The organism is Candidatus Pelagibacter sp. Uisw_094, from assembly GCF_047729535.1.
GTDB lineage: Bacteria > Pseudomonadota > Alphaproteobacteria > Pelagibacterales > Pelagibacteraceae > Pelagibacter.
Genome location: NZ_CP159823.1, coordinates 1037064 through 1052136, shown reverse-complemented (window position 1 = coordinate 1052136; position 15073 = coordinate 1037064). Strand labels below are relative to the sequence as shown.

Sequence of the window (15073 nt, the reverse complement as noted above, 5' to 3'; positions counted from 1 at the left end):
ATAAGGATAAATGACAAAATTAAAAGGGATATTATTGACTGAGGGTATGCATGGCATGATTAGTCAAGTAGAGGGTTTGGCTAAAGCTTTGGATATAGATTTTACACACCATAAGGTTGAACTAAATCATTTATGGAAATTAATTCCACCAAATCTTAGCCCTGTTTCACAAACCGTGTTTAAAAAAATTGATCATGATGATTTTGATGTGATTATCTCCTGTGGACGAAAAAGTGTTATTCCATCAATTTATTTAAAAAAAACATCAAATAAAAAAGTATTTAATATCCATATTCAAGATCCAAAAGTAGATTTAACTCATTTTGATTTTATTGTAGCTCCAGAACATGACGCAATAGAAGGGTCGAATGTCATTACTACAAAAGGAGCAATTCATTATCTTACAGAAAATGAGATAAGTGAAAATAAAGATTATCTAAATTCATTTATTAAAAAAGACGAAAGAAAAATTTGGACCTTAATAATGGGTGGTCCCACCAAGTATTATGATTATTCAACTAAAAATATGAAACATATTTTTACAGCATTATATAAATTGTTAAAAAAACATGACTTCCAACTTGTGGTAATTCCTTCAATGAGAACACCATTAAATACTATTCATTATGCAAAAGAATTTTTTGGTGAAAATCATACAATAATAATGGATGTTGATAAAAAAGCCTACCTATCAGCCTTAGCAATTTCTGAAAATATTATAGTTACATGTGACTCTAGTTCAATGATTTCAGAAGCAGCCTTGACTGGTAAACCAATCTATATAGCTAGTATTTTGCCTAAAAAAAATGACAAAAGATTTCGAAGATTTAGAAATTTATTTAGAGAATTAAACATAACTAGAAATTTAGGAGAAGAGGTTGAAAATTGGTCCTATCCAAAACTTGATGAAACTAATAGAGTAGCAAATATTATTAAACAAAAAATAAATTCTTGATGTCATTTTTAAGTTCAATTCAAAACAAATCTAAAAAATATAAATTTCCTTTTGATCACTGGGAGTATGATGATGCACTTAGTGATGGAGCAATAAAAGAAATTACTACTGCAGATATCCCAGACGTAACTAAACATAATTTAGATTATGATGGAACCAGAGCAATAGATGGAGGTACTGCTGAGTTTAGAGAGGGGATAGCTTCAGGTGGAGAGGCAATAAAATTTAGATGTTTTGTATCAAAAGAAAATGAAAAACAATTTCCAAACCTAGTAAAATTTATTAATGAACTACAATCCAAAGAAGTTCATGAAACTATCTCAAAAATGATCAATAGAGATTTATCAAATTCATATGTTAGACTTGAGGTTATTTGTGATCGAGAGGGTTTCTGGTTGAAGCCTCATTGTGATATTAAAGAAAAACTAATGTCAGGGTTAATATTTGTTAATAATACCAATGAATCTGAAGAGCTTGGAACAGATTTTTATAATGAAAAATTAAAAAAGGTTAAAACAGTTCCTTACAAAAATAACTACGGATATATGTTTACAAGTGGCCCAAACACTTGGCATGGTATGGAAAAAAAGAAAATAGTTAAAGAAAGACGCTGTTTACAAGTTAATTACGTCTCTTTTCCGACAGATTGGAAAGTTAAGTAGTATTAAATTTGTAGAGACTTGTATCTATCACCATCGATAGGGCGTACACTTAGTTTTTTTAGATATTGCCAGATAATTTTACACTTCATTACTTAGGCAATAATTTTTTAGAAAACAACTTTATTAGAATAGCTCATCATTCATGCTTTTTTGTGTGGGTTATGTGTTGGATTTATTATGATTATAAAAGACATAGCTAAACAAGAAATACCAGAAATAGGTAATATTTTACCTTTAAAAAAAAATAATATTATTCCAATAAAAATTAGTAAGACTATAGAAATAGTCGTAGTCCCTAATTTGGGTGAAGTAAATTCTCATCAAGATAACGTTGGAATCATTATAGAAGAAAAAAATGTTCTAAGGATTTTATCTAAACGATATAAAAATGTTTTAATTACTGAAATTAATTCAGAAGAAGATCTTGAAGCCCTGGTTAAAAGAAAGCCTGATTTAGTATTCTCTGGTGTTAAGTATTTCTTTTTTAATAATAGAAAAATATGGCTAAATGATTATTTAGAGATGTTTGAAATTCCATATATCGCCTCAAGTAAAGCAGCCCTTGATAATGAAAGTGATAAAAATAGAGCAAAGAAGATTATGCAAAAAAATAATATTAGAACTGCAGATTTTTTTATAACAAACCCTGGTGAATACTTAAAAGAATCTTCAATACCAATAAAATTTCCCCTTTTTATAAAACCAGTAACTGGTGGAGACAGTAGAGGTGTAGATAAAAATTCAATTGTATTTAATTTTGAAGATTTTACATCAAAAGTATTAGATATTAAAATAAAACAAAACTCACCTTCTTTAGTTGAAACATATTTAGCAGGAAAAGAATATAGTGTGGGTATTTTTGAAGATAGCATTGATGGAACTTTAAGAGCTATGCCAATTGAAATTATTGTAAAAGAAAATATGGATGGTCATTGTATTCTTGATTTTAATGTTAAAAAAAATGATGAAGAGAGTGTAATTATTGTTTCTGATGTTATAGTTTTTGAAAAACTTTCTAAATTAGCAAAAGATTCTTTTAAAGCTTTAGGTGGAAAATCTTTAGGTAGAATAGATATTAAAATGGATCACTTAGGTGTTCCTCATTTTATAGAAGCAAATTTAATGCCAGGTCTTCGAAAAGGTTATTTCTATAGATCGTGTGTGCTAAACCTTGATATGAGTTATGAAGATATGATTTTTAGTATTGCAAATACTGGCCTGTCTTCACATTAAATATCTTGAAGCGCAGTTATTGTAATCTCTTTTGTTTTTAAAGATCTAATCCCCATCAAGCAAGCTTGAGCAGTAGACATGTTCGTACAATAAGGAACTTTGTTACCTAGTGTTGCTCTTCTTAGAGCCATTGCATCATGCAGACGATGCTCGCTATTTCCGCCACCCGTATTAATAACTAAGGCAATTTTTTTAGAATTTAGTACATCAACAATGTGAGGTGATCCTCCACTAACCTTGTTTATTGTTTTGCACTTTATTCCATGTTTACGAATGTAATTTGCAGTTCCACCCGTAGCACATAAAGTAAAATTTAATTTTATTAATTGTTTTGCTAGATCAACACCTTCATCTTTATGACCATCTTTGAGAGAGATAAATGCTAAACCTTTAGTGGGCAAAGAGTTTGAAGCAGCAATTTGGCTTTTTGCATAAGCCATACCAAAATCTTTATCAAATCCCATAACCTCACCTGTTGATTTCATCTCAGGCCCTAACAATAGGTCACTATTTGGGAATTTATTGAAAGGAAATACAGCTTCTTTAACTGCAAACAAGTTTTTATTTTTACCTTTTAAATTAAATTTAGATAATTTTTCACCAGTCATTACTCTTGAGGCAATTTTTGCAAGAGGCAATCCTTTGGCTTTAGATACAAAAGGAACTGTTCTGCTTGCTCTTGGATTTACTTCAATTACATAAATTTCATCATTTTTAATGGCAAATTGAATATTCATAAAACCTTTAACATTCAAAGCTAAAGCCAATTTTTTTGTTTGAACTTCTATTTCAGTTATCAGCTTTGGTTTAATAGATATTGGAGGCAAACTACATGCAGAATCCCCAGAGTGAATACCCGCTTCTTCAATATGTTGCATGATACCAGCAACAAATACTTCTTTCCCATCGGATATGCATCAACATCTACTTCCATAGCGTGACTAATAAACTTATCTATTAATATTGGATTATCCTCTGCAGCTTTAAATGCTTCTTCTACAAAGTTTTTTAATTGGCTTTTCTCATGAACAATTTCCATTGCTCTTCCACCTAATACATAAGAAGGTCTTACCATTAAAGGCAGACCAATTTTTTCAGCAATTTGAATTGCTTGTTTGTAAGTTTTGGCAATACCACTTTCTGCTTGTTTTAATCTTAATTTATCAAGTAATTTTCGAAATCTATCTCTATCTTCAGCTAAATCTATTGATGTATATTGGGTACCTAGAATTGGAAGCTTGTTATCATGTAAAAATTTAGCAAGTCTTATAGGAGTTTGTCCACCAAACTGAGCAATAATCCCTACAAGGTTTCCTTTTTGCTGTTCTTTTTTAATAATATTATAAACATACTCTTCTTTAAGAGGTTCAAAATAAAGCCTATCACTTGTATCGTAGTCTGTTGAAACTGTTTCAGGATTACAGTTAATCATTATAGTTTCAAAACCACTATCTTTAAGAGCATAACTTGCTTGGCAACAACAGTAGTCAAACTCAATACCTTGACCTATACGATTTGGTCCACCTCCTAAAATTATGATTTTTTTTCTCGAAGAAGGTTCTGCTTCACACTCTGAGTTCAAAGCAAAATTTCTTTGGTATGTTGAATACATATAAGGTGTGAAAGATTTAAACTCAGCAGCACAAGTATCTACTTTTTTGTAAACTGGTAACACTTTTAAAGCAGTTCTTTTTTTTCTAACAAGGTTTTCAGGAATTTTGGTAATTTCAGATAATTTTTTATCAGAAAAACCTATTGATTTAATTCTATTAAATTCATTGTAGTCTTTAGGGAGACCTTTTTTTTGAATTTTATTTTCCTCATCAACAATTTCTTTTATTTGCTCTAAGAACCAAGGGTCTATTTTGCAAAGCTGGTGAATTCTTTTAATATTCATTTTTTTTCTAAACGCTTCAGCAACTAATAATATTCTGTTTGGAATATTTTTTTTCAATTCTTTCTCTATTTCTTTTTTGTTAAGTGGAAAAATTCGATCTAAGCCTGAAAAGCCAATTTCAAGAGAAACCAAGGCTTTTTGCAGAGATTCTTTAAAGTTTCTACCAATTGCCATCGCTTCACCAACTGATTTCATTGAAGTTCCAAGAATTGCCTCAGAAGTAGAGAATTTTTCAAAGGTAAACCTTGGTATTTTGGTTACCACATAATCAATACTAGGCTCAAAGGAGGCAGGTGTTGTTTTGGTAATTTCATTTTTTAACTCATCAAGTGTGTAGCCAACAGCTAGTTTTGCTGCAACTTTTGCAATTGGAAACCCTGTTGCTTTAGAAGCAAGAGCAGAAGACCTAGAAACTCTTGGGTTCATTTCAATGATAACCATTCTGCCATCTTTAGGATTGATTGCAAATTGAACATTTGAACCACCTGTTTCTACTCCAATTTTTCTAAGACAAGCAATTGAGGCATTTCTCATAACTTGGTACTCTTTATCCGTAAGTGTTAGAGCGGGTGCAACTGTAATGGAATCTCCCGTATGAATTCCCATTGGGTCAATGTTTTCAATAGAACAAATAATGATACAGTTATCTTTTTTGTCTCTAACAACTTCCATTTCAAATTCTTTCCAACCCTCAAGGCATTCTTCAATTAAAATTTGGCTAACAGGGGATTCGTGTAAACCATCTTTAACTATTTTTAGATATTCTTTTTCAGTTTTGGCAATTCCTCCACCCAAACCACCCAAAGTAAATGCAGGTCTAATTATTGCAGGTAATCCAATTTGTCTTAAAGCTTTTGCTGCATCCTTAATATGATTTACCACTTTAGATTTTGGTAAGTCCAAACCAATATCCAGCATATTTTTTCTGAATTTTTTTCTATCCTCTGCATTAGAGATCGCCTTAGAATTTGCACCGATTAACTCAATCTTGTATTTTTTAAGAATTCCTTTTTTCTCCGCTTCCATTGCTAAATTCAAAGCAGTTTGGCCACCCATTGTTGGTAAAATTGCGTCTGGTTTCTCTTTTTTTATAATTTTTTCTAATACCTCTAAAGTTATAGGCTCAATATAAGTTTTATCTGCAACACCAGGGTCCGTCATGATAGTTGCTGGGTTAGAGTTGATTAAAATAACTTTATAACCTTCATCTTTAAGGGCCTTGCAGGCTTGTGTTCCTGAGTAGTCAAACTCACAGGCTTGACCTATGATAATAGGTCCAGCACCAACGACTAATATAGTTTTAAGATCTTTTCTTTTTGGCATTTTTTTTTATGTTGTTAATAAATTCTTCAAATAAGTAAACACTATCTTGTGGTCCTGGGTTTGATTCAGGGTGATATTGAACAGAAAAAACAGGTTTATTCTTTAATCTGATTCCTTCAATGCAATTATCAAATAAAGACTTGTGAGTTACTTCAATATTTTTTGGTAATGTTGCTCTTACAATTTCAAAGCCATGATTTTGACTTGTAATCTCAACATTGTCTTTAACTAAGTTTTTAACTGGATGATTAGCACCTCTATGACCTAGTTTCATTTTTTTAGTTTTTGCACCAAGCGCTAAGGCTAGAACTTGATGACCAAGACAAATACCAAAAATAGGTAAATTATTTTTGATTAATTCTTTAATGATTTCAATTGCATATTTTCCAGTTGCTGCAGGGTCACCAGGACCATTGGATAAAAAGATCCCATTTGGCTTTAATTTAAGGATGTCTTTTGCACTCGTTTTGCATGAAACCACTGTTACTTTACAATTAAGATCTGAGAAATATCTTAGGATATTTTTCTTAATTCCATAATCAATTGCAACAACATGTAATGTGTTTTTTTTATTTTTTAAGTAACCAGTTTCTTTTTTCCAAGTTTTAAAACCTGACCAAATATAATTTTTTTTAGTAGTCACTTGTTCTGCTAAATCTAAATTATTTAACCCACTCCATTTGGTTGTAATATTTGTTAATTTACTAATATTGAAATTGCCTTTATTAGAAAAAGAAATAGTTCCTTTAGGTGCTCCATTATCTCTAATATAGTTGGTTAAACCTCTTGTATCCAAACCAGTGATCCCAACAATTTTATTTTTTTTTAACCACATGTCTAAATTAACTAAAGATCTATAATTAGAAGGACTTGTTATTTCAGAGTTAAAAATTACACCTTTGGTCCAAACTTTATCAGACTCTAAATCTTCTTTATTAGTTCCAACGTTACCAATGTGTGGAAAAGTAAAATTGATAATTTGCCCAGCATAAGAGGGATCTGAAATAATTTCTTGATATCCGGTTAGAGAAGTATTGAAACATACTTCGCCTGTGGCAGTTCCTTGATAGCCAATACCAACTCCTTTAAAGATAGTTTTATTTTCAAGAACTAAAACGCCTGTGTGAATCTGTGAGATTTTGCTAGAGCTAATTTTTTTTGCTTTTTTGATCAATTACAACTCATGAGTTAAAGGTTAATACAATAAAACCTTAATTATCGCAACAGAGATGTATTATAAAATTATAAAAAAACAATTTTTCTTTTGAAGAATTTTCACTTTGCAGTAGATTAAAAAATATTATGACATTGAAAGAAAAAATTGAAACTAACTATAAAAATTCTCTAAAATCAAAAAATAAGGTTGAAATCTCAACCTACAGGTTAATTTTATCTGGAATAAAAGATATTGATATTATCAATAGATCTGGCTCCGACATAAAAGAAACAGACGATGAGGACATTAAAAAACTTTTAAAGAAAATGATCAAGCAAAGAACCGAATCAATAGATATCTATAAAAAAAATGACAGGATGGATTTGCTAGAAGTTGAGCAAAATGAATTTGATCTTTTATCTAGTTTTTTACCACAGCAGTTAAACGATGAAGAAACTAAAAAGATATGCATTGACACAATAAGTAAATTGGGTGCCGCATCAATTAAAGACATGGGTAAAGTGATGAGTGAACTGAAAAAGTCATACCCTGACAATCTAGATTTTGCTAAAGCCGGACCCTTACTCAAAGAACTATTGAATAAATAATGAAATACCCAAAAGAGTATTTAGACGAGATTAAAACTCGTTTAAAGGTTTCGACAGTTGTATCAAAGTCTGTCAGTCTAAAAAAAAGAGGCAAAGAATTTGTAGGTTTATCACCCTTTAAAACTGAAAAAACACCTTCGTTTACAGTTAACGATGAAAAAGAATTTTATCATTGTTTTGCAACATCAGAACATGGGAATATTTTTGATTTTATAATGAAAACTCAAAATTTGAAATTTGGAGAAGCAGTAAAGTCATTAGCAAATCTTGCAGGTATGAGGCCTTATACATTCTCAAAACAAGATGAAGAGCGTGAAAAAAATTGGCAAGAATATTGCTCAATCTACAATCAATATGTTCAATTTTATCATGATGAAATTTTAAAAAATGAAAGTTTAACTATTGTGAGAGATTATTTAAAGAAAAGGAACCTTAGTAAAGATGAAGTCAAAAATTTTAAGATTGGATTTGTTGAAAGAAACTCTAATTTTTATGAAAAATTAAAAGATGAATTTAGTGAGAAAGTTTTAGTTGAAAGTGGTCTTTTTTATTTAGATGAAAAAAAGAATAAATACGTTGAAAGATTTAGAGATAGAATAATATTTCCAATTAATAATATTTCAGGTCAACCAATTGGATTGGGAGGAAGAACTATCCAAGAAAATAGTTATTCAGCAAAATATATTAATTCCCCTGAAACACCTTTTTTTAAAAAAGGTTCTAATTTATATAATCTGGATTTAGCTAGAAGATTATCAAATAAAATAGATCATGTATATTTAGTTGAAGGATATATGGATGTAGTTGGTTTGAGTAAAAATGGAATTGAGAATGTTGTAGCAAATCTTGGAACCTCTTTAACGGATAGACAAATTTTAATGCTTAACCAATTCTTTGAAGATATAATTATCTGTTTTGATGGTGATGAAAGTGGATACAAAGCAGCGCTTAGAGCAGCAGAAAATTCAATTAAAGAACTACAACCAGAAAAACAAATTTCGTTTCTTTTTTTACCGGATGGTGAAGATCCTGATAGTTATGCAAATAAAAATGGTAAAGCAAACTTTATTGACTTTACTAAACAGGCAAAAATCTCAATTCACCAGTTTATATTTAATCATTATAAACAACAAACTGATAACAACCCTTCATCAATGGCTATTTTTGAAAAAAAATTAAGAGCTATTGCAGCGACCATAAAAGATGATTTTATAAAAAAATATGTACTAGAGTTTTTTTTGGAGAAAATTTCATCTTTAACTCCACATAGCAATATAGGAAAAAAACAATTTTATACTAAAAAAGTTAAATCATTACAGTCTACTCAAAAACACTTTAACGAAAGCAAATTATTGAGTGGTGTTGAGCTTAAAGAGTTTTCATTGCTTTATTTAATAATGAATAATTTAGATTTATTTCAAGAAAATATTCACATGATTGAAAATATAAACCTATTTAGTGAAGAAAATAAATTAATTCTTGAAACTTTGATAACTAAACTAAAGAGTGGAGAAAAACTTACCTTAGATCAAATTCCTATTGATCCTCAATTAACTGAAAAAATTTTTAAATTTGCTTCGATAAAACATATTCTTAATCATCATCAAAATGATCAGAAAAAAATGTTTGAATTATTAGAAGAAGTCTCTAGAGACCTTAAAAACTACGATTTAGAGTTTAGGATTGAAGAGCTTGAATCAAAATTCTCTAAAGATTTAAGCGAAAGCACTTTTAATGAAATAAGAGAGCTAAAAAAACAAAAAAACATCAATTAAATCCTTCAAAAAATACGTGGATTTTTCTCAAATTGCGCTTATATAAGTCATTTCAAATATACTATTGTGGAAAGAATAATTACAAAATCATTTGCTAGACTTATGGGTCGTGGAACCCATAGAGGATTTATAACCTTTGATGAGTTAAATAAATCATTAGGTAAAAGAAATCTTTCAGACGAAAATTTAGAACAAGCTTTCATGCACATTCTTGATGAGAATGTGGCACTAGTGGAAAAAAAATCTGATTTCAAAGTTTTAAGAAAAAAAGAAAATTCATCCAAAGAAGAGGGTAAGACTATTGAAAAAAGTGATGACCCTATAAGAATGTATTTAAGAGAGATGGGTGGAGTTGAGCTTTTATCTCGTGAAGGTGAAATCGCAATTGCCAAAAGAATAGAAGCTGGGAAAGATGTAATGCTTATCGCATTAGCACAAAGCCCAATTACAGCACAACAATTTGTAGAGTGGGATGAAAAACTTCAGAGTGATGAAATTTTAGTTAGAGAAATTATTGATATTGATACTAACTACATGGAAGACGAAAATACAGGTCCGAGTGCTAAACAAAGAAATTCTGGTGAAACTGACAAAAACGATGAAAATAATGGAGATGATGACGAGTTTAATCCAACGCTTGCAGCAATGGAAACTGAAATCAAACCAAAAGTTTTAAAAACTGTAAATACTTTAACAAAAGAATATGCAAAATTAATCAAGTATCAAAAAGAAAAACTTGATGGTATTTTGAACGCAGTAAGCTTCTCAACTGCTAAAGAAAAAGGACATGATAAAATTGTAAGTGATATTTTAGAAAATATTAAATCATTACAGTTGTCACCTTCTGTAACAGAGGAATTGGTTCAAAAGCACTATGTGGAAAATAAAAAAATTGTTTCGCTAGAAGGAAATCTTTTGAGGTTAGCAATGGACCAAAAAATTCCAAGAAATGAATTTATTAAGTTTTATATAGGCAATGAAATTAATCCAAATCTTAAAAAGTTCCTGGATACTAACCCCATGTGGAAACAGTTTTTTTCTAAAAATAAAGATGAATTTAAAAACATAAGAGAGAGATTGATTGAGATTAGTCATAAACTTGGAATTTCAGTCACTGATTATAAAAAAATAGTTAGCCGAGTTCAAAAAGGTGAAAAAGAATCTAGAATTGCAAAAAAAGAAATGGTTGAAGCCAATTTAAGATTGGTAATTTCAATTGCAAAAAAATATACAAATAGAGGACTTCAATTTTTAGACCTTATTCAAGAAGGAAACATTGGTCTTATGAAAGCTGTAGATAAATTTGAATACAGAAGAGGTTATAAGTTTTCAACATATGCTACATGGTGGATCAGACAAGCAATAACTAGATCTATTGCTGACCAAGCTCGTACAATAAGAATTCCAGTTCACATGATTGAAACTATTAATAAAATTGTAAGAACCCAAAGATTAATCCTAAGTGAGTTTGGTAGAGAGGCTACACCTGAAGAACTAGCGCAAAAATTAAGAATGCCTTTAGACAAAGTTAGAAAAGTTTTAAAAATATCAAAAGAACCGGTATCTCTTGAAAAACCAGTGGGTGATGAAGAAGATAGTAGTTTAGGTGATTTTATTGAAGACACAAAAGCATTAGCACCTTTAGAACAAGCAATTAAGTCAAATTTAAGCGAAGCTACGACTAAGATTTTATCAACTTTAACACCAAGAGAAGAAAGAGTTCTTAGAATGAGGTTTGGTGTTGGAATGAATACAGACCATACTCTTGAAGAAGTAGGTCTTCAGTTTTCTGTAACAAGAGAACGTATTAGACAGATAGAAGCTAAAGCTTTAAGAAAATTAAAACACCCAAGCAGATCCAAACAGTTAAAAAGCTTTTTAGAAAGTTAAAATTCAAAGGGACTGTAGCTCAATAGTAGAGTACTGCATTGACATTGCAGGGGTAGTTGGAGCGTAACCAACCAGTCCCACCATTTTCATTATCTTTTAGCTATGCTAGACATCGGTTACATTATAATATAATTAAAGTTTAATTTTTAGGGCCTGTAGCTCAGTTGGTTAGAGCAGTACACTCATAATGTATTGGTCCCAGGTTCGAGTCCTGGTGGGCCCACCAAAAATTATTTTCTGTTTAGCTGCTATTTATTGAAGTTCTTCAGAGTCTCAAAAAGAGCATTTATATCTCCATCATTACTTTGAATTATAGAGGAAAACTCTTCTTTTTGAGTTCTTGCAAGACTTAAACCTTCAATGATCAAGTCTCTGATCAAAGGGCTCTCTGGATCTTTGGTATAAATTCTCCAATTAATTTTAACCTCTGGTCTTTGCTCAGTTGAAACCAAAGTACTGAAAACTATTGTATAATTTTTATTTAATTCTTTTTTAGATGTTACTTCTATTTCTGGGTTTGAATACTCAGCTAATCTACTGGAAAAACTTTTTAAAAAATATTCTTTAAAAAGTGTCTCATATTGTTTTAACTGATTGTCAGTTATATTTTTTCTGTGGGATCCCAATGTGTAAAAACTAATACCTTTTATATCAACAGTTTCACTTGCAATCTTTTTAAGTTTTTCTATCTTTTCTTCTTTTGAGAATTGATTACTCAAAGCTTCAGACGCTCTATTTACTGTTGATTGAACAAATATGTCTGGCTCGATCGAGTAAACTTTACTAATGCTCGAAAAGATAATTATTAAAAAAGTTACAAAAGTTAAAAAATTCTTCATATTTTTAAAATATTTTATTGAGTTTCTATTTCTTCCCAGTCACTATCATAAATAATTTCGAGTGATCCTTTTTTATCTTTAATTTTTTGTTGTCTATCTTGAAGATATAAGCTTCTAACTGAAGCATAAAAATCCATAGAATTTTTTTTTAAATTTTCTATAGAGTCAATATTTTTTGCTCTAAAATCTAATCCTGTTAAAATTTTTGTTGTCGTGTATTGAGAGCTGCTCAAAAATTCATTGTTACCATTAACAGAGGCGTTATACCAAGCGTCTCCACCCAGTACATTTACAAATGAACCAGCTGTATCTCTAACAGTGGAAGGCCCTAAAACTGGCAATACTAAATAACAACCTGCGCCCACTCCCCAAACTCCTAAAGTTTGTCCATAATCTTCTTTTTCATATTCTGGAAAATTCATTTTTTTAGCCACATTAAATATTCCAAGAATTCCCAATGTTGTGTTAATAACAAATCTTCCTGTATTAACCCCAGCTTTTTTTAACTCTCCTTGAAGAATATTGTTAGGTATAGTCACAAAAGAAGAAAGATTGTCAAGGGCATTACCTGTTCCAGTTCGAATTGGAGAGGGTAAAAATCTATAAGTTTTTGCAACTGGCTTAAAAATCACTTTGTCCAAACCTTCATTTAAAGAAAATGTAATTCTATTTAAACTTTCAAAGCAATCTTTTATAGGCTTTGCCTTATTAGGTAGATTATTTTCACCATCTGTTCCTGCACTAACATTTGATGAAAGCAGAATTAAAAATAAAAATGTAATTATAGTTTTTTTCATAGTTGGACAATTGTATAATATATATTATTATAAAGTAAATCGAGAATTAGTTCTAAATATGACCCAATAATGGCTTTAAAAACAATATTGAATTATTCTAGTAATTTTAATTCTAAAAAAAGAAGCACTAAGCAAATTACATTTATTATTTTTCATTATACTGGAATGAAGAGAGAATCTGCGGCTATTAATAGACTGACAAATATACAACCTAAGGTTAGTTGTCATTATTTAATCAAAAATAATGGAGAATTTATCAAGATAGTACCTGATTTATATATAGCTTGGCACGCAGGAAAATCTTCATGGAAAAATTATAAATCTTTAAACCAAAATTCTATTGGAATTGAAATCACAAACCCTGGACATGAATTTGGTTATAAAAAATTTTCTAAAAAACAAATTTCTTCTCTTTTAAAATTAAGTAAGTTTTTAATAAAAGAATATAAAATTAGCTCTAAGAATATTTTAGGACATTCCGATATAGCGCCACAAAGAAAAAAAGATCCAGGTGAAAAATTTCCTTGGGAATATTTATCTAAAAATAAAATAGGGATATGGCACACATTAAAGAAGCAAGAATTAATGAAAAATAGAAATTCTAAAATCAGGAAAATAGAAAAAGAATTTTTTTTCAATAATTTGTTTAAAATTGGATATTCAAAAAAAACTCCAAAAGACTTAAGTAGAGATAGGTATTTAAGATATGTAACTAAAGCCTTTCAAAGAAGATTTAGACAAGAGTTGGTTGATGGCAAAATTGATCAAGAATGCTTGCTTATTAGTAAAAATCTCATCAAGAGGTATAATTAAATTTTTCTTGAATTCTTGTAGTTTAGTAATATTCTACATTTGCTAGACAAACGACTTGTCGCTTTAATTTTTTTTGAAGAGGAAAGTCCGGGCTCCGCAAAGACACAGTGCCAGGTAATACCTGGCGGGGGAAACCCTAGGGATAGTGCCACAGAAAATATACCGCCATAACATGGCAAGGGTGAAAAGGTGTGGTAAGAGCGCACCGGTTCTATTGGTAACAATGAACGCTGGAAAACCCCACTGGGAGCAAGACTAAGTAGAGATGACATTGTTGTAAAACTAAAAGCCGTCTTTGGCTAGTCATCAGGGTTAGTTGCTTGAGCTTAAGAGTGATCTTAAGCCTAGAGAAATGATAGGTTTAAATGACAGAACCCGGCTTATAGTTTGTCTAGCAAACTTATCCACAAGAGGCATTTGCCAAATGTATGAATGTTCACCTTTTGATTCATGATTGAATCATTTTTGTTCTTATTTTTAATCCTAGAATTGTATTGAGTTAAAACAAAAAATTGATTTTAGACTTAATGAAGATACATAAAAGTTATCCACAATTATTAACAAATTAGCCTAAAACGAACATATTGACACTATAGTTAAAAACCCATATTGTCCCATATATTCCCAAATATGGAATTTATGAAATATAAAAAATATGTTTTTATCTACTTACGAGAACAAAATAGACAAAAAGGGAAGAGTATCTGTGCCTGCTAGTTTTAGATCTCATCTTTCCAACATAGGATACAACGGAGTTATCTGTTATCCCTCATTTAATAATCAGTCTATAGAAGCTTGTTCACAAGATAGAATTGAAAAACTTTCTGCAAGTATAGATTCATTAAGTCCATTTGAAGAAAAAAGAGATTATTTTGCAACATCAATTTTATCTGAGAGTATGAATTTACAATTTGATAGTGAAGGTAGAATTTCATTATCAACAAAATTATTAAAACATGCAAAAATAAAAAACAGCATGTTGTTTATTGGTCAGGGTCAAACATTCCAAATATGGGAACCAGCAGCATTTGAAAAATTTAAGATCAACGCAAGAAAAAAAGCAAATCTAAATCGTGCAAGTCTTAAATGGGAAAAACATTTTAATAACAATGAGGGGAAATAAAA

11 protein-coding genes, 2 tRNA genes, 1 other RNA gene and 1 pseudogene are annotated in these 15073 nt (G+C 30.2%); 11 read left to right on the top strand and 4 right to left on the bottom strand.

The window, feature by feature from the left end:
• The first annotated feature begins 10 nt into the window (after positions 1-10).
• The 3 genes from ABXT72_RS05750 (at position 11) to ABXT72_RS05740 (ending at position 2850) form a co-directional block, all read left to right on the top strand.
• A complete protein-coding gene (locus ABXT72_RS05750; protein WP_415278004.1) occupies positions 11-955 on the top strand; it encodes a mitochondrial fission ELM1 family protein in 945 nt (314 codons plus the stop codon).
• The gene (locus ABXT72_RS05745; RefSeq protein ID WP_415278003.1) at positions 955-1617 is read left to right on the top strand and encodes a hypothetical protein; all 663 of its coding nucleotides are present in this window, start codon (positions 955-957) and stop codon (positions 1615-1617) included. Before ABXT72_RS05750 ends, ABXT72_RS05745 begins: the two co-directional genes overlap by 1 nt.
• Before the next feature lie 177 nt (positions 1618-1794).
• The gene (locus ABXT72_RS05740; protein WP_415278002.1) at positions 1795-2850 is read left to right on the top strand and encodes a D-alanine--D-alanine ligase; all 1056 of its coding nucleotides are present in this window, start codon (positions 1795-1797) and stop codon (positions 2848-2850) included.
• On the opposite strand, the pseudogene carB reads toward ABXT72_RS05740, so the two are convergent.
• A pseudogene (carB, locus tag ABXT72_RS05735) lies at positions 2847-6070 on the bottom strand (carbamoyl-phosphate synthase large subunit). The gene ABXT72_RS05740 and the pseudogene carB overlap by 4 nt on opposite strands.
• Positions 6048-7244 carry a glutamine-hydrolyzing carbamoyl-phosphate synthase small subunit gene (carA, locus tag ABXT72_RS05730; protein WP_415278001.1) on the bottom strand — a complete coding sequence of 399 codons (1197 nt, stop codon included), beginning with the start codon at positions 7242-7244 and terminating at the stop codon, positions 6048-6050. Before carA ends, carB begins: the two are co-directional and overlap by 23 nt.
• Positions 7245-7372: 128 nt before the next feature.
• On the opposite strand from carA, the gene ABXT72_RS05725 reads away from it, so the two are divergent.
• From ABXT72_RS05725 to ABXT72_RS05705, 5 genes are all read left to right on the top strand, one after another.
• Entirely contained in the window at positions 7373-7834 is a 462-nt protein-coding gene (locus tag ABXT72_RS05725; protein ID WP_415278000.1) for a GatB/YqeY domain-containing protein, read from the top strand.
• Positions 7834-9609 carry a DNA primase gene (gene dnaG, locus ABXT72_RS05720; protein WP_415277999.1) on the top strand — a complete coding sequence of 592 codons (1776 nt, stop codon included), beginning with the start codon at positions 7834-7836 and terminating at the stop codon, positions 9607-9609. Before ABXT72_RS05725 ends, dnaG begins: the two co-directional genes overlap by 1 nt.
• A 66-nt stretch (positions 9610-9675) precedes the next feature.
• On the top strand, positions 9676-11499 hold the full coding sequence (rpoD, locus tag ABXT72_RS05715) for an RNA polymerase sigma factor RpoD (protein ID WP_415277998.1): 1824 nt from the start codon (positions 9676-9678) through the stop codon (positions 11497-11499).
• Positions 11500-11507: 8 nt separating this feature from the next.
• A tRNA-Val gene (locus tag ABXT72_RS05710) sits at positions 11508-11582 on the top strand.
• Between the two features lie 66 nt (positions 11583-11648).
• Positions 11649-11725: transfer RNA gene (locus tag ABXT72_RS05705), tRNA-Ile, on the top strand.
• 22 nt (positions 11726-11747) lie between these two features.
• On the opposite strand, the gene ABXT72_RS05700 is transcribed toward ABXT72_RS05705, so the two are convergent.
• Positions 11748-12338 (bottom strand): MlaC/ttg2D family ABC transporter substrate-binding protein, encoded by a 591-nt coding sequence (locus ABXT72_RS05700; protein ID WP_415277997.1) that lies wholly within the window; start codon positions 12336-12338, stop codon positions 11748-11750.
• A 14-nt stretch (positions 12339-12352) separates the two neighbouring features.
• Complete coding sequence (locus ABXT72_RS05695; RefSeq protein WP_415277996.1) at positions 12353-13135, bottom strand: VacJ family lipoprotein; 783 nt, start codon at positions 13133-13135, stop codon at positions 12353-12355.
• Positions 13136-13204: 69 nt separating this feature from the next.
• Between ABXT72_RS05695 and ABXT72_RS05690 the strand changes: the two genes are divergently transcribed.
• From ABXT72_RS05690 to mraZ, 3 genes are all read left to right on the top strand, one after another.
• Entirely contained in the window at positions 13205-13948 is a 744-nt protein-coding gene (locus tag ABXT72_RS05690; RefSeq protein ID WP_415277995.1) for an N-acetylmuramoyl-L-alanine amidase, read from the top strand.
• 42 nt (positions 13949-13990) lie between these two features.
• Positions 13991-14347: RNase P RNA component class A (gene rnpB, locus ABXT72_RS05685), an RNA gene on the top strand.
• Positions 14348-14603: 256 nt separating this feature from the next.
• Positions 14604-15071 carry a division/cell wall cluster transcriptional repressor MraZ gene (gene mraZ / locus ABXT72_RS05680; protein WP_415277994.1) on the top strand — a complete coding sequence of 156 codons (468 nt, stop codon included), beginning with the start codon at positions 14604-14606 and terminating at the stop codon, positions 15069-15071.
• Positions 15072-15073 lie beyond the last annotated feature (2 nt).

What these genes read in the sequence shown, in the direction of transcription:
- ABXT72_RS05750 (WP_415278004.1), top strand. Translation starts at nt 11, where the DNA reads ATGACAAAATTAAAAGGGATATTATTGACTGAGGGTATGCATGGCATG.
- ABXT72_RS05745 (WP_415278003.1), top strand. Translation starts at nt 955, where the DNA reads ATGTCATTTTTAAGTTCAATTCAAAACAAATCTAAAAAATATAAATTT.
- ABXT72_RS05740 (WP_415278002.1), top strand. Translation starts at nt 1,795, where the DNA reads ATGATTATAAAAGACATAGCTAAACAAGAAATACCAGAAATAGGTAAT.
- ABXT72_RS05725 (WP_415278000.1), top strand. Translation starts at nt 7,373, where the DNA reads ATGACATTGAAAGAAAAAATTGAAACTAACTATAAAAATTCTCTAAAA.
- dnaG (WP_415277999.1), top strand. Translation starts at nt 7,834, where the DNA reads ATGAAATACCCAAAAGAGTATTTAGACGAGATTAAAACTCGTTTAAAG.
- ABXT72_RS05700 (WP_415277997.1), bottom strand. Translation starts at nt 12,338, where the DNA reads ATGAAGAATTTTTTAACTTTTGTAACTTTTTTAATAATTATCTTTTCG.
- ABXT72_RS05695 (WP_415277996.1), bottom strand. Translation starts at nt 13,135, where the DNA reads ATGAAAAAAACTATAATTACATTTTTATTTTTAATTCTGCTTTCATCA.
- ABXT72_RS05690 (WP_415277995.1), top strand. Translation starts at nt 13,205, where the DNA reads ATGGCTTTAAAAACAATATTGAATTATTCTAGTAATTTTAATTCTAAA.
- mraZ (WP_415277994.1), top strand. Translation starts at nt 14,604, where the DNA reads ATGTTTTTATCTACTTACGAGAACAAAATAGACAAAAAGGGAAGAGTA.